Raw genomic sequence first — 18,020 nt, 5'->3', positions numbered from 1 at the left:
GTCGGGCTCGGCGGTTACGTCCGGAACCCGCTGAAGGGTCGTCCGCCGGTCGAATCGCTCCAGCGCGTCCGGTTCCGGGCGTGGTCGACCGACGAGAAGAAGCGGAACGTGATCGGGTTCTCCTTCCGGGGGTCCTCGAGCGTGAACGCCGTCCCGTCCCGCAGTCGCGACGTCTCCGACAGCTCGCCCTCCGCGGCGGCGGTCGGATCGAACCCGTGCTCTCGGTGCAGCGCCGCCCCTTCGCTCGAGAGGAGCACCGCCCACTGCCCGTCGGTCTCCTCGACGAACGTGCCGACGGCGCTGATGTCGCGAACGTGCCAGTCGCCGTCGTCGAACTCGAGACGGGCGTGGTTCGACTCGACGGGATCGTCCTCGTCGACGACGAGGCCGATGTTGGGAGTGTGCTCGCGGTCGTCCGTCGTCCGGCCGATGGTGACGCCGTCGACGACCTCGAAGATGGTCTCGTCGCCTGCAATCGTGACCGCCGCCGATGGCGGCTCGCCCTCGCCGGCCGAGACCACTTTCGCGGTGCCGCCCTCCCTCGGCGCGGCGCTCGACCCGTCGGAGTCCGAGTCCACCGTCCCGTCCGACTCGCGTTCTGTGTTAGCCGAGTCCGGCTCCGCAGTCGCGTCTGTGCCATCGTCGCTCCCGGCCGGCTCGATGACCGTCTCGCGGTCGGTCAGCTCGCGGGAGTCGATCTCGCCTCTGAACGGCGGCGTGTCCGGCGAGGGCGTCGTCCCCGGATCCCGCGCGAGCGTGATCGAGAGGTTGTCCTTGCCGCCGCGCTCGTTGGCAAAGGAGACGAGCCGTTCGACGGCGTCGTGGAGGTCTTCGGCCTCGAGGACGATCTCCCGGATCTCGTCTTCGGTGACGAGCGACTCGCGGATCTCCTCGCGGACGGCGTCCACGTCGGACGCCTGCTGGTAAGCCTGCCGAAGGGAGCGGTTGTCCGGGAACGCGTCGATCAGCCCGTCGCTGGTGAACAGGACGATGTCGTCGCGGTAGATCTCCGCAGTGCCGAACTCGACGTCGACGCTCGGCTGGCCGTGTGCCGAGCCGCCGACGGCGTTCGTGATCGCCGTCGCGTCGGGGTGGATGCGGGCGTACACCTCGTCGTCGATCTCGCCGCGCTCGAGCAGGTCGTTCGTGACGGCGTGGTCTCGCGTGAGTTGTCGCGTCTCCTCGTGGCGCTCGTTGATGACGTAAATCCGGCTGTCGCCGACCCAGCCGTAGTGGAGTATCCCGTCGACGTAGACGCCGACGACGAGCGTCGTCGCCGGGCGGCCGCCGATGGTGCGGGCGAACTCCTGGACGTGTTGCTGTGCGGCGTCGATCCCGTCCTGAATCGCGGCCCGAATCCGCTCCTCGGAGATGGAGCCGGCCGATCCGTCGGCGGTGTCGACCGTCGGCGGCGTCGGCTCGTAGGAGTCGATCTCGAACGCCTCCGGGAGATCGGTGCCGGGGCCGAGGAGTTCGTCCGTGAGTCGCTTTCTGACCACGGTCGTCGCCAGGAAGGCAGCTACGTCGCCGCAGGCCTCGCCACCGACGCCGTCGCCGAGAACGAAGATCCCGACCGGCCGATCCGTCTGCCGGTGGTGGTTCTCGAAGACCGCCGTCGCGATCGCGTCTTCGTTGATTCCGTCGCGTCGTTGCTTTCGCGCGCCGATGTCGATGGTGCTCGCGTATTCCATGGTCATTCCGCGGGTTGGTGGTCGAACTGGAAGTAGAACCGTTCCGGATACGAGGGACTGACCAGGGCGATAGTGTCGCCCGGCTCGAGGGCGCTCGCGGCCTCGAGGTCGTCGGGGACCGACTCGCCGCGGCGTCGCTGACGTTCCTGTCCGGTTTCCGAGAGCAGGAGGTTCCACTCCCGCTCGTCGTGTTTGCTGATGTAGGTGCCGTTGAGGCTGGTGTCGATCACGCGCCAGTTGCCGGCCTCGTCGGTGTCGAACCGACAGTGGACGGCGGACAGCGCCTTGTGGCGGTCGTCCGCGAGCATGATCGAGGGCCGCGGTCCGTCCGCCGTCTTTCGGCCGATGGTGTCGCCCGGGCTGATCGTCCATCGCTCGTCGCGGCCGAGCCAGCGGACCGACGCCTGCGTCGGCATCGTCGCGTCGCGCTCCTCGAGGGACCGCTTGAGCACGGACGCGTTGGGATAGCGGTCGACGGTGTCGTGGCGGGTCGAGCGCTCGATGATCTCGTCCATGTACGGTGCCGTCTCGATACCGAAGTCCGAAGGCGCGACGCCGTCGGCGTCGGGCACCCAGCCGACCTTGAGAAAGCAGAGGATCTTCCCGATCGAGTAAACGTCGCTCCAGGGGCCCTGGCGCTGTTCCGAGCCTTGATTCAGCTCCGGCGGTTTGAACTCACCTGGCACGGTCGAGTCGGCGTTCGATTCTCCGGCCGCGGAACTCGCGGCCTCGCCCGTCGTGAACTCGGCGCCGCCTCGTTCGGGGACGAAGCCCTTGGCAGTGGTAAAGTCGATGATCTTCGGCGTTCCGGAGCCGGTGATCATGACGTTGTCGGGCTTTAGGTCGCGGTAGATGAGGTCGTGATCGTGGAGGAAGGATAGCGCGTCGCAGATCCCGATGCCGATCTCGCGGACCTTCTCGTCGTCGGTGATCGGATCGTCGTTTCGGACGACGGTACCCAGTTCCTCGCCGTCGATCGACTCGACGACGAGCACCGGCATCCCGAACCCGCGTTCGGTCCCGTGGTATCCCATGATGTTCGGGTGCCCGCCCGCCTCGCGGATGTCCTCCAGCACGTCCGTCTCTCGCTCGAAGTACTTGTCGACGAGGTCGTCCGGCGCGTTGCCGTTGTAGTTGGGGTGTTTCAGTGCGACCGGGCGACCCGTTTCGGCGTCGTCGGCGCCCCAGACGACGCCGAACCCGCCTCGCCCGAGCTGTTCGCGGATCTCGTACCGGCCGGCGAGTTCGTCCCCGACTGTTGGCTCTGACATGCTCATTGTAATGTATTCGAATCGTCCGTCGCGGTCGTCTACACTCAGTCGAACCGACCGGCGTCGTAGACGACCGTGGTGTCTTCTTGAATCTCGCGGACCTCTTCCTCGTCACCCTCCTCGATCCGGGTCACGTTCTCCCGGAGCGCGTCCGTGATCTCCGTCTCGCCGGTGATGACTTCGGTCTCGTCGATCAGGTCCTTGACATCGTCGAGGTCGTCCTCTTCGGCGTGGGCGATGCGCGTCCGGAGGTCGGTCTCGTGGTAAGTGAGGGTAACGTCCTCGTTTTGGGTCGCCAGCTTCGACTCGTCGTCGGTGTAACTCACCGAGATGTCGGTCGTCGCAGAGGACGAACCGGCCTGCAGTTCCACGTCCGCGATCGCCGCCGTCGTCTCGAGTTCGCCCGCCGGAGCGTCCATCGTCAGGACGAGTTGCTGTTTCTCGCGGTCGAGCAGGTCCGGGAGTCCGATGACCGCGCGGCTGCCCGCGTACTCGACGTCGACCTCTTGGACCTGCGGGAGCCGGCGGTAGACGTCGCCGACTTCACAGCCCTCCGCCAGGTCGATCACCAGTTCGGGGTTGTTCGCGACGACCGTCGACGCCTCTTGGACGACATCCCCGAAGAACGACCGGATGTCCGTCGGGTTCTCGACGTGGGCCCACTGGCCCTGCGAGTGTTCGCCGAGTGTGCGGATGATCCCTTTGTCGTAGTTCGAGCCGATGCCGGCGGAGTAGATGGAGGTGCCGCCGTCGGCGGTCGCCTTCGCGAGCGGCTCGAAATCCGGCTCCTCGAGGCGGATGTCGCGGCCGTCCGAGAGCAGCAGGATGCGCTTTGCGATCCCCTCGCCTTCGTCTAAGCCGCGCAGCGACTTCCGGGCTTCCTCGAGGCCGGCGTAGATGTCGGTCCCGCCTCGGGTTTCGATGTCGTCGAGCTTCGCTTCGGCCTCGCTTCGCTCGATGTCGCCCCAGCGGGTCGCTTCCATGATGACGTCGACTTCGGTGTCGAACGTGACGATGCTCAGATAGTCCTGGTCGTTCAGCAGCCCGAAGACGAGATTTGTCGCGTCCCGGACCTGGTCCATCTTCTTGTAGGACATCGAGCCACTGCTGTCGATACAGAGCGCGATGTGTCGCTCGGCTGGCTCGTCGCGTTGCGTCTCGTCCGGTTCGATCGTCAGCTCGCAGCTAATTCCGCCACCGTTCGCTGGTACGTACGGCCGATTGAGTTCGACTGAGAGGTCGGTCGTCATTGCGGTAACTGCTCGTATGTCTCAGGATGATCTGATAACTTTTTCCCCAATATTTACTCGGTCCTGACAAGAATTCCATCCGATCCAGCGAAGCGGGAAAAACCGGCGCCTCATCGTGCCCGACCGACGAATCCGGCGGGCTGAATTGCTGCGACTACGCGCTCTAGGCACGCGGCTCGCGTCGCCGACGTTACAGCGTCACGTCGATCTCCGCGCGATCGGCGAGCGTCAGCGTGTCGCCGTCCTCGAGTTTCTCGGTGGAGCCGTCCATGGCAGACCCGTTGAGCGCCGTCCCGTTCGTACTCACGTCGGTCACGTAGACGCCGTCGTCCTCGGCCGAGAACTCGAGGTGGTCACTCGAGAGGTAGCGGGCCTCTTCCCGGCCGCCGCTGGCCGCGACGAGGTCGGCGAGCCACTCCTCGTCCCGCCGGCCGAACACGTCGCCGTCGCCGAACGTGTACGATTCGCCGTCGATCTCGAGGGTGACTTCCGTCGGAACGTCGTCGGCGTCGTCTTCCGCCCCGTCGTCTTCCGCCCCGTCGTCTTCCGCCGCTTCGTCTTCGCTCGCGTCGTCGTCGGCCGCGTCGCTCTCGTCTTCCGCCCCGTCGTCGGCAGCCGTCTCGTCCTCCTCTTCAGCCGCCGCCGCATCGTCGTCGACGCCGCCGGCCTCGCGGATCGCGTCCAGATCCGTGCCGCAGTTCGGACAGAACGACTCGTCGTCGACCGAGTTGCCACAGTCCGGGCAGGCCTCGAGTTCGACCGGCTCGTCGTCGGCCTCTTCGGCGAGTTCCTCGCCGCAGTTCGGGCAGAACGACGCCGACGCGTCGACCGACGACTCACAGGACTGGCACTCGACCGTCGCCGGTTCGTCGGTCTCGTCTTCGTTGGCCTCGTCTTCGTTGGCCTCATCTTCGTCGGCCTCGGGTTCCGACGCGTCTGCCTCGTCATCGGTTGTGTCGTCGTCTTCGTCGGCGGGTTCGTCTGCCGCCTCGTCTTCGGCGTCCTCGACGACGGGCTCGTCGTCGGCCTCGTCTTCGCTTTCGTCCTCGTCGTATTCTAACTCGGCCGAGTCGTCGCCGTCGTCGGCGACGTCGTCCTCGGTCTCGGGTTCCTCGTCGGCGTCGTCGGCCGGCGCTTCGTAGTCCGGATGTGGCGTATCACAGTCCGGACAGAAGCCGCCGTTCGGTACCGGATCGAACGTCGTTTCACACGAGACGCAGCTGAATTCGGTTTGTTCTGCCATGGTATTCAGCGCACTTTCTCAGTCATAATAGAAAAAAGTATGCCAGAACTGGCGTATTCTTATTGATCCGTCGCGGCCCGCTTCACGGACGCTGCTGGGTAGATTCCGCCCTATCGTTCAGAAGAGTGGTATATCTGACGAGGGCTTGAGCCCGTTCGGGAGCGATCTGCGATCCCGATAGCACCGAACACTACTTATTTACGTCAAACACAATATGTCTGGATATCATGCGCCTCCCGAACGGATCTGGCACCGACCACGCAACGCTCGCGCTTTTGGAGCTGGTCGCGGTTCCCGTCGCGGTGCTGGCGACGGTGCTCACTCTGGTGCTCGCCGATGTCGGCTTCGCCGCCTTCCGGACGGCGGTCACGGCTGCGGGTGGCGGTGACGCGGTCGCGGAACTCGGGACGGCCGTCCTCGCGTTCGGAACGCTACTGGTACTCGTGGTCGGTGCCGGGTCCCTCGTCGCCGGCTATCGTCGCTACGTCGACGATCGCTTCGACGTGGTCAGTCCGCTGCCCCTGTTGCTCGTTCCCGCCGTCGGTATCGTCTGTCCGATCGGGTACGCCGTCTGGGACACCGGCGCGCTACGGCTGTCGTCGCCGCTCTTTCTTCTCGTTGCGGTCGCCGCACACGCGTTCGCGTACCGAACGATCGCGCTCGTCTCGCTTCGCGAGGATCGCGGCCGAACGAGTCTAGTGGTCGGCTCCCTCACGGGGCTCCCCGCCGTCGTCGCGCTCGTCGCGCTCGCCAACGCAACGCTCGGCCCCGATCGGCCGATCGGCCGGACGCTCGAGACGGTCGTTGCCGGACCGGAGTCCCAGATCGTCCGAACCGCCGTGATTGCCGTTCCGCTGCTCGTCACGGCGCTCTACGGCGTTGAAGCCCTTCTCGGGACGCAGTCGCGGTGGGAGCGGCCCAACTGGTCGCTTCCGCGACCCCGGCTGTCGCGGCTCGCTCACCGGCTTCGGAACCGAACGGAGTCGTCCGGCCGACGGCCCGCCGGCGCGGCGAGCGGCCGCGCGTCGTCGGAGTCCGGCCGCTCATCTCGCGGCACGGCCCGGCAGACACCTCGCAACCCGTCGAACGCGGTCGTCCCGTCCAGCCCGGGATCGGGGGCTACGCGTCGCAGTCGCTCGAGTGACGACCGCGACGGCGACGCGGGAGCCTCCGCTGACGACAGCACCGCGGCGTCGTCGGCTACCGACGATCGAAGCGCGGACGATTCGGACGCGACGGCGCGAGACGACGGATCTCCGAGCGAGGGGAACGACGACGCCGCGGGGACCGCTGGGGCCGCCGAGACCGCCGGTGCCGTCGCTGACTCGAGCACCGACGACACCGGGACCGGCTCCGATACGCAGATCTTCACCGCCGACTTCGATCAGTACGGCGCCGACGAAACGCCCGTCGATCGGTGTCCCGACTGCGAGAAAGAGATCCCCTCCGACGGGGTCTACAACTTCTGTCCGTTCTGCGGCGGCGAGCTCTGAGCGATCGCGACACCCGGCCGGCGACCACGCGTCCTCCCTCCACCGCTATCTTGTTGTACGCCGACCTGCATTCTCGAGATCGAATCCGATGACGCAGCCAATCGAAGGCGAGACGAGAACGTTCGAGCGAACGTTCACGGTCGAAGACGTACGGCGGTTCGCGGAACTCTCCGGCGACGACCAAGCCCGGCACACCGAGCCGGACGAGGACGGCCGAGTGATGGTACAAGGGTTGCTGACCGCGACGCTGCCGACGAAGCTGGGAAGCGATAACGAAGTGCTGGCCAGTACGATGGAGTTCAACTTCCATCGGCCGGTCTACACCGGCGAACCGATCACGTGCCGATCGACGTTCGACACGGTCGTCGAGCGTGACGACCGCTACGAGTTCACGTCGGACGTCGTCTGCGAGAACGGGGACGGAGAGACCGTGTTGACCTCGTCGACCGACGGGATCATCTGGAAAGACGAGTAGCGCGCTCGCCACTGGTACCGGAGCGCTCGAGCGCTTCCGACCGATCAATCGTCGTTTTCGGCGCGCTCGCGAAGCCGGCGCTTCTGCCGGCGCTCGGTCACGTAATCAACGCCGTCGGCCATCTCCTCCCTGACGCTCGCCTCGAAGGCGTCGACTTCCTCCAAGAACTCGTTCGAGAACTCCTCGACGAGTTCGAACGTCCACTGGTCGCTGATCGCGCGGCGGGGTGCGGGCGATCCGGCGGGCGGTCAGACGACGAGTCGCTCCCCCAGTTCGGGCGCGGCGGCGTCGTATCCGTCCTCTTGTAATTCCGCCGCGAACGCCGGGCAGCGATCGCCGTGATTGACGAGTATCCGCTCGTCGTCGTAGGCCGCGAGGAACGAACGCAGCCCGTCTCGATCCGCGTGTGCGGAAAAGTCGTACTGCTCGACCTGTGCGCTGACGGGCAGCATCCGGCCGTCGATCTCGGCGCTGCCGGTCTCGAGCAGGTCCCGTCCGGGCGTGCCCTCGACCTGGTAGCCGGTCATGGCGATCTTGTTCGTCGGATGCGAGCGGATCGCGGGCACGTACGTCATCGCGGGGCCGCCGTGGAGCATTCCGCTTGTGGTGACGATCACGGTGTTTTGCTCGGCGATGCGCTTGCGCTGGCCGTCACGGCCGTCGACGAAACGGGCGTTGCCCTTCGCTCGGCGCAGCAAGTCGGGGTCGCGCAGGTAGTCGCGGTTTCCCTCCCGCAAGAAGAGCTCCGTGACGCGTTTGCCCATCCCGTCGACGTAGCACTCGAGGTCGTGCTCCTCACAGATGCACAGCACTTCCTGCGTGCGGCCGATCCCGAAGGCGGGGACGACAACGGTGCCGCCCTCCCAGATCGTGGTCCGGAGACTCTCGGCGAACTCGCGTTCGATTTCCTCGCGCGGCGGGCGCGTCACATCCGAGTACGTGCTCTCGCAGATGACGGCGTCGGCCTCGGGCCGCGCCGTCGTACCGGCGAGCAGCCGCTGTTCTTCGGTGTGAAAGTCCCCAGTGTAGAGTAGTCGGGTGTCGCCGTCGTCCACGAGAACGTGGGCGCTGCCGGGGACGTGGCCGGCGTCGAAGAAGGTAACCTCGTAGCCGGCGGCCTCGAAGGGCTCGCGGTAGCCGTGGGTCGTCGAGACTTCCGCGACGCGAGCGAGTTCCGCCTCGGTGAACGGGCAGTCGTAGCTCCCGCCGTGGAGTTTCAGCGTGTCGCGGGCAAGCACCATCGTGAGGTCGTAGGTCGGTCGCGTCCAGTGGATCGACGGCCGCGCGTCGCCCGACAGCAGCGACGGGATCGAGCCGACGTGATCGAGGTGGCCGTGACTGACGACGACGGCCTCGGGGTCGACATTGCCGACGGGAAACGCGGGCGGGTTTCCGGAATCCATGCCGAAATCGAGCAAGAGCTCGTCGTCGATACAGATCGCGCTCCGACCGATCTCGCCCGCTCCGCCCAGAAACTCGACCTCCATTGCGATCCGCTTGGAACTCGGGCGGTTTGCCTCCGTTGATTTCCGGCGACCCCGCTCGCGAGGTCGGTGCGCGGCGCTACCGGCTCCGGTGGCGACGGTGTTCGGTGCCGCGTTCCCGGCCGAACGGCCGGCTCGCTCGATCTCGGCCGGTCCGCTCGTCGGGGCCGAGGACGCGCTCGAGTTCCCGTTCGAACTCCACATCGTCGAGTTCACCGGCGACGTATTGCGAGCGGAGTCGCGCTTCGGCATCCCCGCGTGGCTCCGACTGCGGTCGGTCGTTCGTCTCGCTACCGGCGCTCGAGCCGCGACGGAGCAGCGAGACGGCTCCGACGAGCGCCAGCGTGAATACGCCCAGAACGGTGAGCGTCACGACGAGCGAGAGGACGGCGGCGATCACGGACAGCGCGATGCTGACGATCGTCGCGACAACGCTCAACACGACGAGTGTCAGGAGGAGCGCGCCGACCGCTCGCAACAGGACGAAACTGAGGCGTCCCATAGGCGTCGTTCGTCGGACGGATACAAAAGCGTAGCGTGGGTCGAAAGCGGGCTTTCAGGCGCTCGTGACCGTCTTCTCTGGTGACCGCTCGTGACGCGACGGCCGCTCAGGTGCTGTTCGAACTGAGGTCTTCGGTCCCGGTCGTTCGGGCGGCCGTCCGCTCGGTCAGCCCGATGAGGTAGACGTCGAGCAGGCAGACGAGCAGGATCGCGAGGGGCACGGCTACGTCGGTGTAGCTCACCGACTCGACCTGCAGTGCCGACACGACGAACGGTTCGCCCGGTGCGAACGCACCCGCCAGCGATCGCGCGCTTAGAAACGCGATCGCGAGGCCGTAACAGCCGAACCAGATCCCGCCGCGTTTCCACCGCCCGAGGTAACAGTGGCCGAGGCCAGCGACGAGTACCGACAGCAGGTAGGCCGGCCAGACCGGTCGCGACAGCTGTCTCATCGCCACCACCTTCGTCGCGGACCCTATTCGGTGTTGCCCTCCGAATCGATCGGTCATTTCCGATACGCCCTGATTCCAAACCGGCCGTAGCCGCCGTATGCGACCTCGAGCGAGCCGATCCACCAGTTCCACCGCTCCGGCGGGTTCCCCTCGGGGGCGTCCGACAGCTCGCCGATGACGAGGTCGTTCGTCAGCGTCGTCCCCGCGTCGTCCTCGTACTGGCCGGAATCCGCCAGATCGACGGCTTGACGCACGACGACGCGGGACTGACCCGTCGTCCCGCCGAACTCGTCTCGCAGGCGTATCTCGAGTCGCCCGGGATCGATGAACACGTGCGGACGTACGGGAGCGACGTACTTGACTGTTCGAGCGAGTTGGATGTGACGCGTCGCCGCTTTCATCGGCCGGGCGGACGGCTCGAGCACCGCGAGAGCTGTCCAACCCGGGGGAGGGCAGGCCGTTCACCGATACTCTCCGCGAGTGAGCGCCGGAGGCGCGAACGAGCGGGCCGACGACCGACCCGAAACGGAGTGGCGGGGAGGGAGGAGTGCTTTTGATCGACCTTTTACCGAGGGACATCGCGCTGTACGGCAGCTACGCTGCCGTCAGCGCCATAGGCCGCAGTGTAAAAGATCGATCGATGATCTTTTGAGCGACCGCCGTCTTCCGTCGGGCATGGCAAGTTTCACTGTCGTTGTCGGCGACCCGGATTCGGGGTCGTCCTACCAGCTCGAAGCAGAGGAGCAGGACGCGAACCGATTCATCGGCAAGTCGATCGGCGAGGAAGTCGACGGCGGTTCGGTCGGACTCGACGGCTACACGCTCGAGATCACCGGCGGCTCCGACGACGCCGGGCGCCCGCTCAACGGCGAGGTCGCCGGCTCGAACCTGAAGGAAGTGCTGATGAAAGAGCGCCAGACCGGGTACAAGCCCTCGCGTGACGGCGAGCGCCGCCGGATCACGGTGCGAGGCCGCGAGGTCTCCGACGCGGTCGCACAGATCAACGCCTCGATCGTCGACCGCGGCAGCGCGGATGTCGACGAGCTGCTCGGCGAGGGCGGCGACGGCGACGAGGAGTAAGCGACGCCGACTCACCCATTCGTTTTCCCATGGCTGACAGAATTGCGAGCGACCATCCCTCGGTGCAGACGGTTCGGTCGACGTGTACGGAGACGGCGACCGGCGTCAAACTCGAGGTACCGGCCGAGGACCGCGACGCGTTCACGACCGACGAGGTCGTCCGGGTCGTCCTCGAGGGCGAGGAACTGTTCGCGCGGGTCGAGCGGGCGCTGACGGGCGACGAGCTCGCGGTGCCGGGCGTCTACGAGACGCCAGACCAGGCGCGTGACCCCAGCGGCGCGACGGATCGACTCCGCGAGTGGACCGACGAGGCCGACGTGCCCGCGGGCGGCTCGGTCCTGATCGACGTCGTCGAACCCGAGTTCCTCTACGGACTTCGCGCGCCCGGCGAGACGGCCTTCTACGACGCCCGTGAGCCGCCCAGCGATAGCCTGAGCGAGATCGCGAAGGACCTCGAGGACTGAGCCGGTCTACCGTGGTCGGTCGTCGACGATCGAGCGTCGGATTCGCCGTAAACAGCGCTTGCTGCGTGGGCTGAATCTACGGTGAACCCGGCATCGCGGTCGCTCTCGGATCGAAAATAAAGTCGAAATGAGTGCGGCCTCAGAGCCGCGGGAGGAAGGCGTACAGCAGCAGGCCGAAGGCGAGGTGCTGGACCATCGTTCGCTCGACGGTCGCACGGACGTACTCCTCGTCGGCGATCGAGTACTCCTTGGTTCTGACTTTGGCGTGCATCGAGAGCACGTCCTCTTCCTCCAAGTTGTGGAGGCTCGGGTAGACGGTCCCCGGGCTCAACTGGGCACCGAAGAGGTGGGTCAGGTCCGAGAGCAGTTCCTTCCCGTGGGTTTCTTCGTGAAGCGCGATGAGCATCAGGAGGATCTCGTCTAAGTTCTCCTTGATGATGGCCTCGTCGAACTGGACCTCCTCGGTCGGGAGCGCACTGTTTACCTGCTCCATCAGTTCGTCGAGTTCACGCTCGACGTCTCTGGTCGTGTCCTCGGCCGTTCCGAGCGAGATGTCGTACGATTCCGACTGAGCGTCCGCAGTCGCCGCCCTCGACAGTTCGTCGAGTACGGATTCGGTATCGGGTGTGTCCTCACGCATTGACGATCACCTAGGGGGTTCGTGACGCGGTCGATCCGCGACTGGCGACCACGCACTGCCGCCGGCCGATCGAAGCTGATCCACGCACGAGTACTCAGTGTCTGACGCTGTCACATATTAAGAGACAGGGATATGAACAGTACTGGGGGGTTGTAAATTAAGCATACGTGAATGACATAATAACTGTCTCGTTGCGGACTCGTCCACTATGTGCCTACTCGACTCTCATAAATGGGTGGAAAGAATATAATATCTAAACTAAGTGTTTAAATGGTCTATTTTCTCCCCGGACACGAAATTACTGATAAGCGTTGTGGCCTCCTGCCGGATGAATGATCAGTGTGTCGACGGTCCGTCGCGGATGATACTCACCATCTCGTTCGGCTCGTCAGCGTCGTCTTCGTCGTCGTCGATCCGTCGTTCGACTCGTCGTTCGGCCATCCGTGCGATCATGACGTGTTCTTCGAGGTCGTCGCCGCGAATCTCCGCGATGTACTCGAGACTCTGGGCGTGTGCGCCAAAGAGCGTCCCGCTGAGCGACTCGAGGGGGTACTCGAGGGTCGTCGGTTCGTCGTAGCGCTTGTTGTGGATTTCGCCCAGCGAGAGGCCGCGCAGGTACGAGGTCATCTGCTCGCGGACGAGCGGGCTGATCCAGCCCAGGTCCTCGTAGTAGCGCAGGCAGTTCAGCGCGCCGGTCGTGCCGAAGGTCTCGCCGAGAAAGCGCGCCCATTGGATGGTGGCGTCGGTTCGCCCGGCCGATCGTTCGAGCGTCTCGAGGTAGGGTTGTGTGTCTGACATGGGTGGCCGGCGTCGCCGGTCTATTGGTGTTTCAGCCACCGAACACTCAAGAAGATTCACGTCATTACGAGCCGTGAGTCGCGGTCGCCACCGGACCGATCCGTCGGCAGCGACGAACTGGTGGGAGCCCCTTCTCAGACGCTGATGACCGCGTTGACCACGTACTGCGTGACGACCGCGATCACGGCCCCGAGCCAGGTCATGAACACGAAATGGACCAGCCCGCTGATGATGTGGCCGCGGTCGGTGATCCGGATCATGACCGCCGAGAGCGCGGCGTTGATGAGGATCGTCAACAAGAGCAGGTACTCGATGGTCCGAATATCGTACTGTTCGGTGCTGAGGAGGTTGCCGGCGACGTTGCTCTGCTCTTGGAGATTCATTTCGCTCGTGATATTCATCATGATCTCGACGACCTCGAGGCCGACGAAAAACGAGAAGACGGCCGCCGCGGTGATGCCGTAGAGGACGCCGATCAGCGTCATCGTCGCTTGCTCCCGTTTTTCGCGAACTTTCAGCACCTCGTTTTGGTTCTCGCTGATGACCTGCCCGAGCACTTGCGGGTCGCCGCCCATCTGTCGGCCGACGACGTACATGTCGCCGAACTTCTGGATGAGATAGGAGCCGGTTTCGGCGGCGAACAGTCGCCAGGAGCGGACATCGTCGATCCGCATGTTGAGCCGCTTGTAGAGTGCGTCGACGTTGTCGGTCAATGCCCCGAAGTCCTTGCGCCGAAGACTTTCGAGGACGCTCCCGGTCGAGGTCTGCTTGACGCTCTCGACGGCACCGAGCGCGCGGATGAAGCTCGGGAACTCCCCGTCGCGGACCTTCACCTTCTGTTCTTCCTGGCGCATCCGCCAGCCCGGCAGGAGCAGCGGCGTCACGGGGAGCGCGGCCATGATCGGCAGTGGGACGCGGCTCGCGATCCCTGGGACGATTCCGAGGACCGCGAGCACCATGACGACCGCGAGGAGGAGGCTACAGCCGGCGCCGATCGCGAGCGCCCGCGGAATCCGCGTCAAGGGGCCGGTCCCTTCGGTCTCCTCGATGTACCAGATGGGATCGTACGGCGAGACGACGTGGATCGCGTAGACGAACCCCGCCTGAACGATCGAGAACATGACGATCGTCCCGGCGATCAGCAGCGTCGGGCTGATTCCGATCAGGATCGGGAGCACGATGGCGAACACGAGGACGAACGCCACCGACAGCATCATCGACATGTACAGCTCCTTCATCACGTCGAGTTTCGCCAGGTCCGCCTCGTATCGGGTGACGAACTGCTGGATGATCGTCCCCTGTTCGTCCATCAGGAACTCGCTGATCTGCTGGCCGCCGCCGACCGTGTACGCCAGTCGCTCCAGGAAGTCCGTCAGGAGCGGACTCGTCGTCTGCTTCGCCCGCAGTCGACAGGCGTCGTCTAAGCTCTGGTTCCAGGTGTCGACCATCGCGACGAGGTGGCCCATCTCCTCGGCTAAGGCGTCGTACTCGTCTTCCTCCGCCAGCGTGCGGAAGATCTCGACGCGGTTGATGTTCGTCATCGAGAGGACGGTGATATGAGTCAAGAAGAGGTGAAAGCGCTGGCGGACCTGCTTGCGTTTGCGGTCTTGGGCCAGTTTCGGGTAGATGACCGCGACCACCATCGCCAGCACGCCCAACAGCACGACCGGAAGCGCGAGCATCAAGGAGAGCCCGAGGACGAGCGCCGCCACGCCAGTCCCGAGGAAGAAGACGAACGAGGGGAAGACGATCAACAGGAGGTACCGCGACGCGGACATCTCCATGTTCGCGTACGCCCGGTTGAGCGACTCGAGAGCCGTTCGAGCGCTCATATCGGGCGCGGACTGGGTGTCGGTCGACATGGTCTGTGCTCAGGCGAACTGATCGATGCCGCTGATCCGGATGGGCAGCCCCTCGAGGCCGTCGCGCTGGAAGTCGGCGATCGCCTTGTTGACCTCGTGGTAGCCCAGCACGTCGGCGTCGATGAGCTGGCGGATGATCTCCGCGCGGCGATCGAGTTCGTCGTAGATCAGCCGGGTGTCCTGGTAGCCCAGCAGCGTCGCGATCTGTTCTTCCAGGACGTAGGAGTTGTTCCGACCGGTGAAGGAAACCTCGTCGTCGCGGGGGTCCCACTTGAACGCCTGTCGGGTGACGACGCCGCCCTCGTAGTCGGAGTAGCCCTCGATCTCCTGGACCGAGGTGACCCGCCGGAGGACGTCGTCGCCCTGCTTGACGCGGTTCTGGAACAGCGCCACGTCGCAGTTGTCCATGAACGTCTCGGGGACGTTGATCGGGGCCCCGGTAAAGCGCTGGATCATCGAGACGATGTCGCTGGCGTGGAACGTCAGCATGACGGGGTGACCGGTCTGGGCCGCCTGGAAGGCCATCTGGCCCTCCTCCCCGCGGACCTCGCCCACGATGATGTAGTCGGGTCGCGAACGCAGCGCGGCCGCGACCAGATCGAACATGTCCACGTCAGCCGATTCGTCGCCCGACCCTTCCCGAGTGAGTAGCTGCTGCCAGGTATCGTGAGGCGGGATGACCTCTGCGGTGTCCTCTGCGGTGTAGATCTTCGCGTCCCGCGGGATGAACGAGAGCGCGGCGTTCAGCGTCGTCGTCTTCCCCGACGCCGTCTCCCCGACGACGAAGACGGTCTGTTCGTTCTCGAGGCAGAGCCAGAGATAGGCCGCCAGTTCCGGGCTGATCGTTCCCCACTTCGTGATCTGGAAGACCGACAGCGGAATCTCCTCGCCCTGGCGAATGGTCAGCGAGGGCCCCTGCACGGAGACGTCGTCGGAGTAGATGATGTTGATACGCGAGCCGTCGGGCAGCGTCGCGTCGATCACCGGGTCGGAGTCGCTGACCGGGTGGTTCATCCGCTCGCCCATGTTCCGCAGCCACTGTTCGAACTCCTCGGGAGTCCCGAAGTCGACCGTCGCCGAGATCATGCCGTAGGTGCCGTGATCGAGGTAACACTGCTTCGGGCCGATGACGTGGATGTCCTCGTTGGCCGGGTCGACCATCACCGGCTCAAGCGGCCCGAGGCCGACGATGTCGCGTTGAAGCTGGTAGCGCAGCCGGTCGAACTGGTTCTTCGAAAGGGAGACCTTGCTCCCGCCGATGGACTTGAGCCGGCCGATCGACTGGCCGGTGATCCCCGACGTGATCTCGACGACTTCGTCCAGTAGCTCGTCCAAGTGCTCTTCGAACTCCTCGTTGTCACCCGGGGCCGGCCGCGTGACGCTCTTGTCCAGAATGCGCTGTCGAATTCGGTCGTACAGCGCCTTGTCCTCGTCCTCGAGCGTCGGCTCGACGCAGTAGTAGGTGGTGTCGATCCCCAGATCGCCGTGGACGTGACAGAAGATCGGCGCCTCGGCCTCGTAGATGACGTTCGGCCTGTCTGACTCCCACTCGCCCGACGGCTCGTCGATGAGCTTCGGGTACTCGCCGTACTCCTCGTAGAACCAGTCGAGGTGCTCTCGGAGATGGGGGTACTCTGCGGCCAGTGCATCCAGTTCGTTCTCGAGTCGTGCGGTGCCGAAGTCGGACATTTATGCCACCGTCCTGCTGACGATCGAGACCCCGCGGCCCTGTTGAACGCTGAAGCCGATGGAGTCGTCGACCGGATTCTTCATGTTCTGGAACCGCCGGACCAGGATCTTCCGCCTGATCTCCTGACCGACGGTGTTCGTCTCGATCTCGAAGTAGACGTCCGCAACGTTCCGTAGCGGGCGCAACGCGTCCTCCCTGACGCTGGTCGGGTCGACCGTCAGGACGACGGCCTTGTCCCGCATGGTCATCTGGCGCAGGAACGTGACGAGCCGCTGAATGACGTGATCCTCGTCGCCCTCCTCGATCACCGCCTCGTAGTTCGGGTCGTTGCGCAGCAGCGCCGAGAGCGTGTCGACGAAGACCACGTCCGCCTTCCAGAGCGTCTCCGCGCTCGCGAGTCGCGCCAGCAGCTGGCGTTCCCGCCCGTCGTTGTGCGTGTCGACGTTCGCGTGGAGGAACAACAGCTGTTCGCCCAGCAGGAGGTCGACCACGTCGTAGGACAGCGAGTTCATCTGCTGGACGAACTCCCAGGACTCGAGCTCCGTCGAGACGTAGGTGACGAAGGCGTCCTCGGTCGCCATCCCGTAGGAGAGCCGCTGGGAGAGCGCGCTCTTGCCCGCGCCGTCCTGTCCCTCGATGAGGACGATGCTCCCTTCGGGGATGCCGCCCCCGATGGCGTTGTTCACGCGATCCCGCCCGCTCAGTCCGATGGAGTAGTAGTCGGTCATGGTGCGTAGAATTCGAACACCTCCTCCGCGCCGTTGATGGTCACGACGACCCGGTGTTCGCCCGGCGTCGCGAGCGACCGGTCGATCTCGAGTTCGGCGACCGTCCCGTCCCGCCAGGGGCCGCCGCCGTCTCGAACCGTCACGGTGAACCCGTCGCTCGAGACGTACGAGCCGTTGACCAGCACGTCGATTGCCGTCCCGTCCGTTGGCAGCGTCTCCTGGCCGGTATTTTTCACGAGGATCGTGACGTTTTCCGACCCGCTGGCATTGTACACCGCCTCGCTGCCCGGATCGCTGATGATCTCGATGTCGGTGTCGATTTTCTCGGTGACTTCGGCGCTGTGGGTGTCGACCGAGTTGCTGAGTTCGTTGACGTTGGTCACCAGCGTTCCGGCGACGCCGGCGGCGACGAGCATCGCGGCGATAAAGAGGATCAGCGTCGAGACGGAGTCACCTGCCATCGATCACACCCCCGTCACCGTGTCGGCGATCCCGTGTTCGGTCACGATCTTTACCCTGTCAGGCCGTGACGTCGAGACCGTCACCGTCAGGGTCTCGCCGGGCTGCCACAGTTCGCGGTCGGCGGTCCCGTCGACGCTCGTCGCGTACGACCCCTGGTAGACGCCGTCGACCAGTAGATCCGTCTCGGAGACCGAGAGCACCGTCGAGCCGGTGTTGTTCACGTCCATTGTGAAATCGTCGTTCCCGCTTTCGTTGTAGCTCCACGACGCGACCTCGATCGCGGTGTTTCGCATCGCCAGCGCCCGATCGTCGCGCTCTGCTATCGCCGTCCGTCGCTCCTCTTGGGCCGTCTGGAGGACGGGGACGGCGATCCCCGCGGCGACGAGGACGCCGACGAAGATGATCGCCGTCGCCCCGCTGGTACTGAATCCCACGT

At 65.2% G+C, this 18,020-nt stretch carries 19 protein-coding genes and 1 pseudogene; 4 read left to right on the top strand and 16 right to left on the bottom strand.

Going from position 1 to position 18,020, the window contains the following annotated elements:
- Positions 1-14 precede the first annotated feature (14 nt).
- The 4 genes from NKH51_RS12530 to NKH51_RS12515 form a co-directional block, all read right to left on the bottom strand.
- Complete coding sequence (locus tag NKH51_RS12530; protein WP_254762022.1) at positions 15-1,697, bottom strand: protein phosphatase 2C domain-containing protein; 1,683 nt, start codon at positions 1,695-1,697, stop codon at positions 15-17.
- Positions 1,694-2,962, bottom strand: a complete 1,269-nt coding sequence (locus NKH51_RS12525) for a serine/threonine protein kinase (RefSeq protein WP_254762021.1) — start codon at positions 2,960-2,962, stop codon at positions 1,694-1,696. The genes NKH51_RS12530 and NKH51_RS12525 overlap by 4 nt, the downstream gene beginning before the upstream one ends.
- A gap of 44 nt (positions 2,963-3,006) precedes the next feature.
- On the bottom strand, positions 3,007-4,212 hold the full coding sequence (locus NKH51_RS12520) for a vWA domain-containing protein (RefSeq protein ID WP_254762020.1): 1,206 nt from the start codon (positions 4,210-4,212) through the stop codon (positions 3,007-3,009).
- A 190-nt stretch (positions 4,213-4,402) separates the two neighbouring features.
- On the bottom strand, positions 4,403-5,455 hold the full coding sequence (locus tag NKH51_RS12515; protein ID WP_254762019.1) for a double zinc ribbon and FHA domain-containing protein: 1,053 nt from the start codon (positions 5,453-5,455) through the stop codon (positions 4,403-4,405).
- 227 nt (positions 5,456-5,682) lie between these two features.
- Between NKH51_RS12515 and NKH51_RS12510 the strand changes: the two genes are divergently transcribed.
- Positions 5,683-6,948, top strand: coding sequence for a zinc ribbon domain-containing protein (locus NKH51_RS12510; RefSeq protein WP_254762018.1), 1,266 nt, complete (start codon positions 5,683-5,685; stop codon positions 6,946-6,948).
- Between the two features lie 88 nt (positions 6,949-7,036).
- Complete coding sequence (locus NKH51_RS12505; RefSeq protein WP_254762017.1) at positions 7,037-7,423, top strand: MaoC family dehydratase; 387 nt, start codon at positions 7,037-7,039, stop codon at positions 7,421-7,423.
- 44 nt (positions 7,424-7,467) lie between these two features.
- On the opposite strand, the pseudogene NKH51_RS18935 reads toward NKH51_RS12505, so the two are convergent.
- The 5 genes and pseudogenes from NKH51_RS18935 to NKH51_RS12485 all read right to left on the bottom strand — a co-directional run.
- A pseudogene (locus tag NKH51_RS18935) lies at positions 7,468-7,650 on the bottom strand (hypothetical protein); the annotation flags it as partial.
- Between the two features lie 21 nt (positions 7,651-7,671).
- On the bottom strand, positions 7,672-8,910 hold the full coding sequence (locus tag NKH51_RS12500) for an MBL fold metallo-hydrolase (protein ID WP_254762016.1): 1,239 nt from the start codon (positions 8,908-8,910) through the stop codon (positions 7,672-7,674).
- A gap of 76 nt (positions 8,911-8,986) precedes the next feature.
- Positions 8,987-9,409 carry an SHOCT domain-containing protein gene (locus NKH51_RS12495; protein ID WP_254762015.1) on the bottom strand — a complete coding sequence of 141 codons (423 nt, stop codon included), beginning with the start codon at positions 9,407-9,409 and terminating at the stop codon, positions 8,987-8,989.
- Positions 9,410-9,515: 106 nt separating this feature from the next.
- The gene (locus NKH51_RS12490) at positions 9,516-9,860 is read right to left on the bottom strand and encodes a hypothetical protein (RefSeq protein WP_254762014.1); all 345 of its coding nucleotides are present in this window, start codon (positions 9,858-9,860) and stop codon (positions 9,516-9,518) included.
- Between the two features lie 53 nt (positions 9,861-9,913).
- Positions 9,914-10,192, bottom strand: coding sequence for a WNWW family protein (locus tag NKH51_RS12485; protein WP_254762013.1), 279 nt, complete (start codon positions 10,190-10,192; stop codon positions 9,914-9,916).
- A 343-nt stretch (positions 10,193-10,535) separates the two neighbouring features.
- On the opposite strand from NKH51_RS12485, the gene NKH51_RS12480 reads away from it, so the two are divergent.
- Together NKH51_RS12480 and NKH51_RS12475 are read left to right on the top strand one after the other, a co-directional pair.
- The gene (locus NKH51_RS12480) at positions 10,536-10,940 is read left to right on the top strand and encodes a 30S ribosomal protein S6e (RefSeq protein WP_254762012.1); all 405 of its coding nucleotides are present in this window, start codon (positions 10,536-10,538) and stop codon (positions 10,938-10,940) included.
- Positions 10,941-10,969: 29 nt separating this feature from the next.
- Entirely contained in the window at positions 10,970-11,404 is a 435-nt protein-coding gene (locus tag NKH51_RS12475) for a DUF7112 family protein (protein ID WP_254762011.1), read from the top strand.
- Positions 11,405-11,543: 139 nt separating this feature from the next.
- Here NKH51_RS12475 and NKH51_RS12470 read toward each other — a convergent pair whose 3' ends face one another.
- From NKH51_RS12470 to arlF, 7 genes are all read right to left on the bottom strand, one after another.
- The gene (locus NKH51_RS12470; RefSeq protein ID WP_254762010.1) at positions 11,544-12,044 is read right to left on the bottom strand and encodes a helix-turn-helix transcriptional regulator; all 501 of its coding nucleotides are present in this window, start codon (positions 12,042-12,044) and stop codon (positions 11,544-11,546) included.
- A gap of 336 nt (positions 12,045-12,380) precedes the next feature.
- Positions 12,381-12,842 (bottom strand): FlaD/FlaE family flagellar protein, encoded by a 462-nt coding sequence (locus tag NKH51_RS12465; RefSeq protein WP_254762009.1) that lies wholly within the window; start codon positions 12,840-12,842, stop codon positions 12,381-12,383.
- Between the two features lie 134 nt (positions 12,843-12,976).
- Positions 12,977-14,704 (bottom strand): archaellar assembly protein FlaJ, encoded by a 1,728-nt coding sequence (flaJ, locus tag NKH51_RS12460; RefSeq protein WP_254762008.1) that lies wholly within the window; start codon positions 14,702-14,704, stop codon positions 12,977-12,979.
- Positions 14,705-14,713: 9 nt separating this feature from the next.
- A complete protein-coding gene (locus NKH51_RS12455) occupies positions 14,714-16,393 on the bottom strand; it encodes a type II/IV secretion system ATPase subunit (RefSeq protein ID WP_254762007.1) in 1,680 nt (559 codons plus the stop codon).
- A complete protein-coding gene (gene arlH, locus NKH51_RS12450) occupies positions 16,394-17,122 on the bottom strand; it encodes an archaellum protein ArlH (protein ID WP_254762006.1) in 729 nt (242 codons plus the stop codon).
- Entirely contained in the window at positions 17,119-17,583 is a 465-nt protein-coding gene (gene arlG / locus NKH51_RS12445) for an archaellum stator protein ArlG (protein WP_254762005.1), read from the bottom strand. Before arlG ends, arlH begins: the two co-directional genes overlap by 4 nt.
- 3 nt (positions 17,584-17,586) lie before the next feature.
- Positions 17,587-18,018, bottom strand: coding sequence for an archaellum stator protein ArlF (gene arlF / locus NKH51_RS12440; protein WP_254762004.1), 432 nt, complete (start codon positions 18,016-18,018; stop codon positions 17,587-17,589).
- Between the last annotated feature and the right edge of the window lie 2 nt (positions 18,019-18,020).

Source organism: Natrinema marinum (assembly GCF_024296685.1).
Classification (GTDB): Archaea; Halobacteriota; Halobacteria; order Halobacteriales; family Natrialbaceae; genus Natrinema; species Natrinema marinum.
Note: the sequence above shows the minus strand (reverse complement) of the source record. Positions and strands in the feature narration are given on the sequence as shown.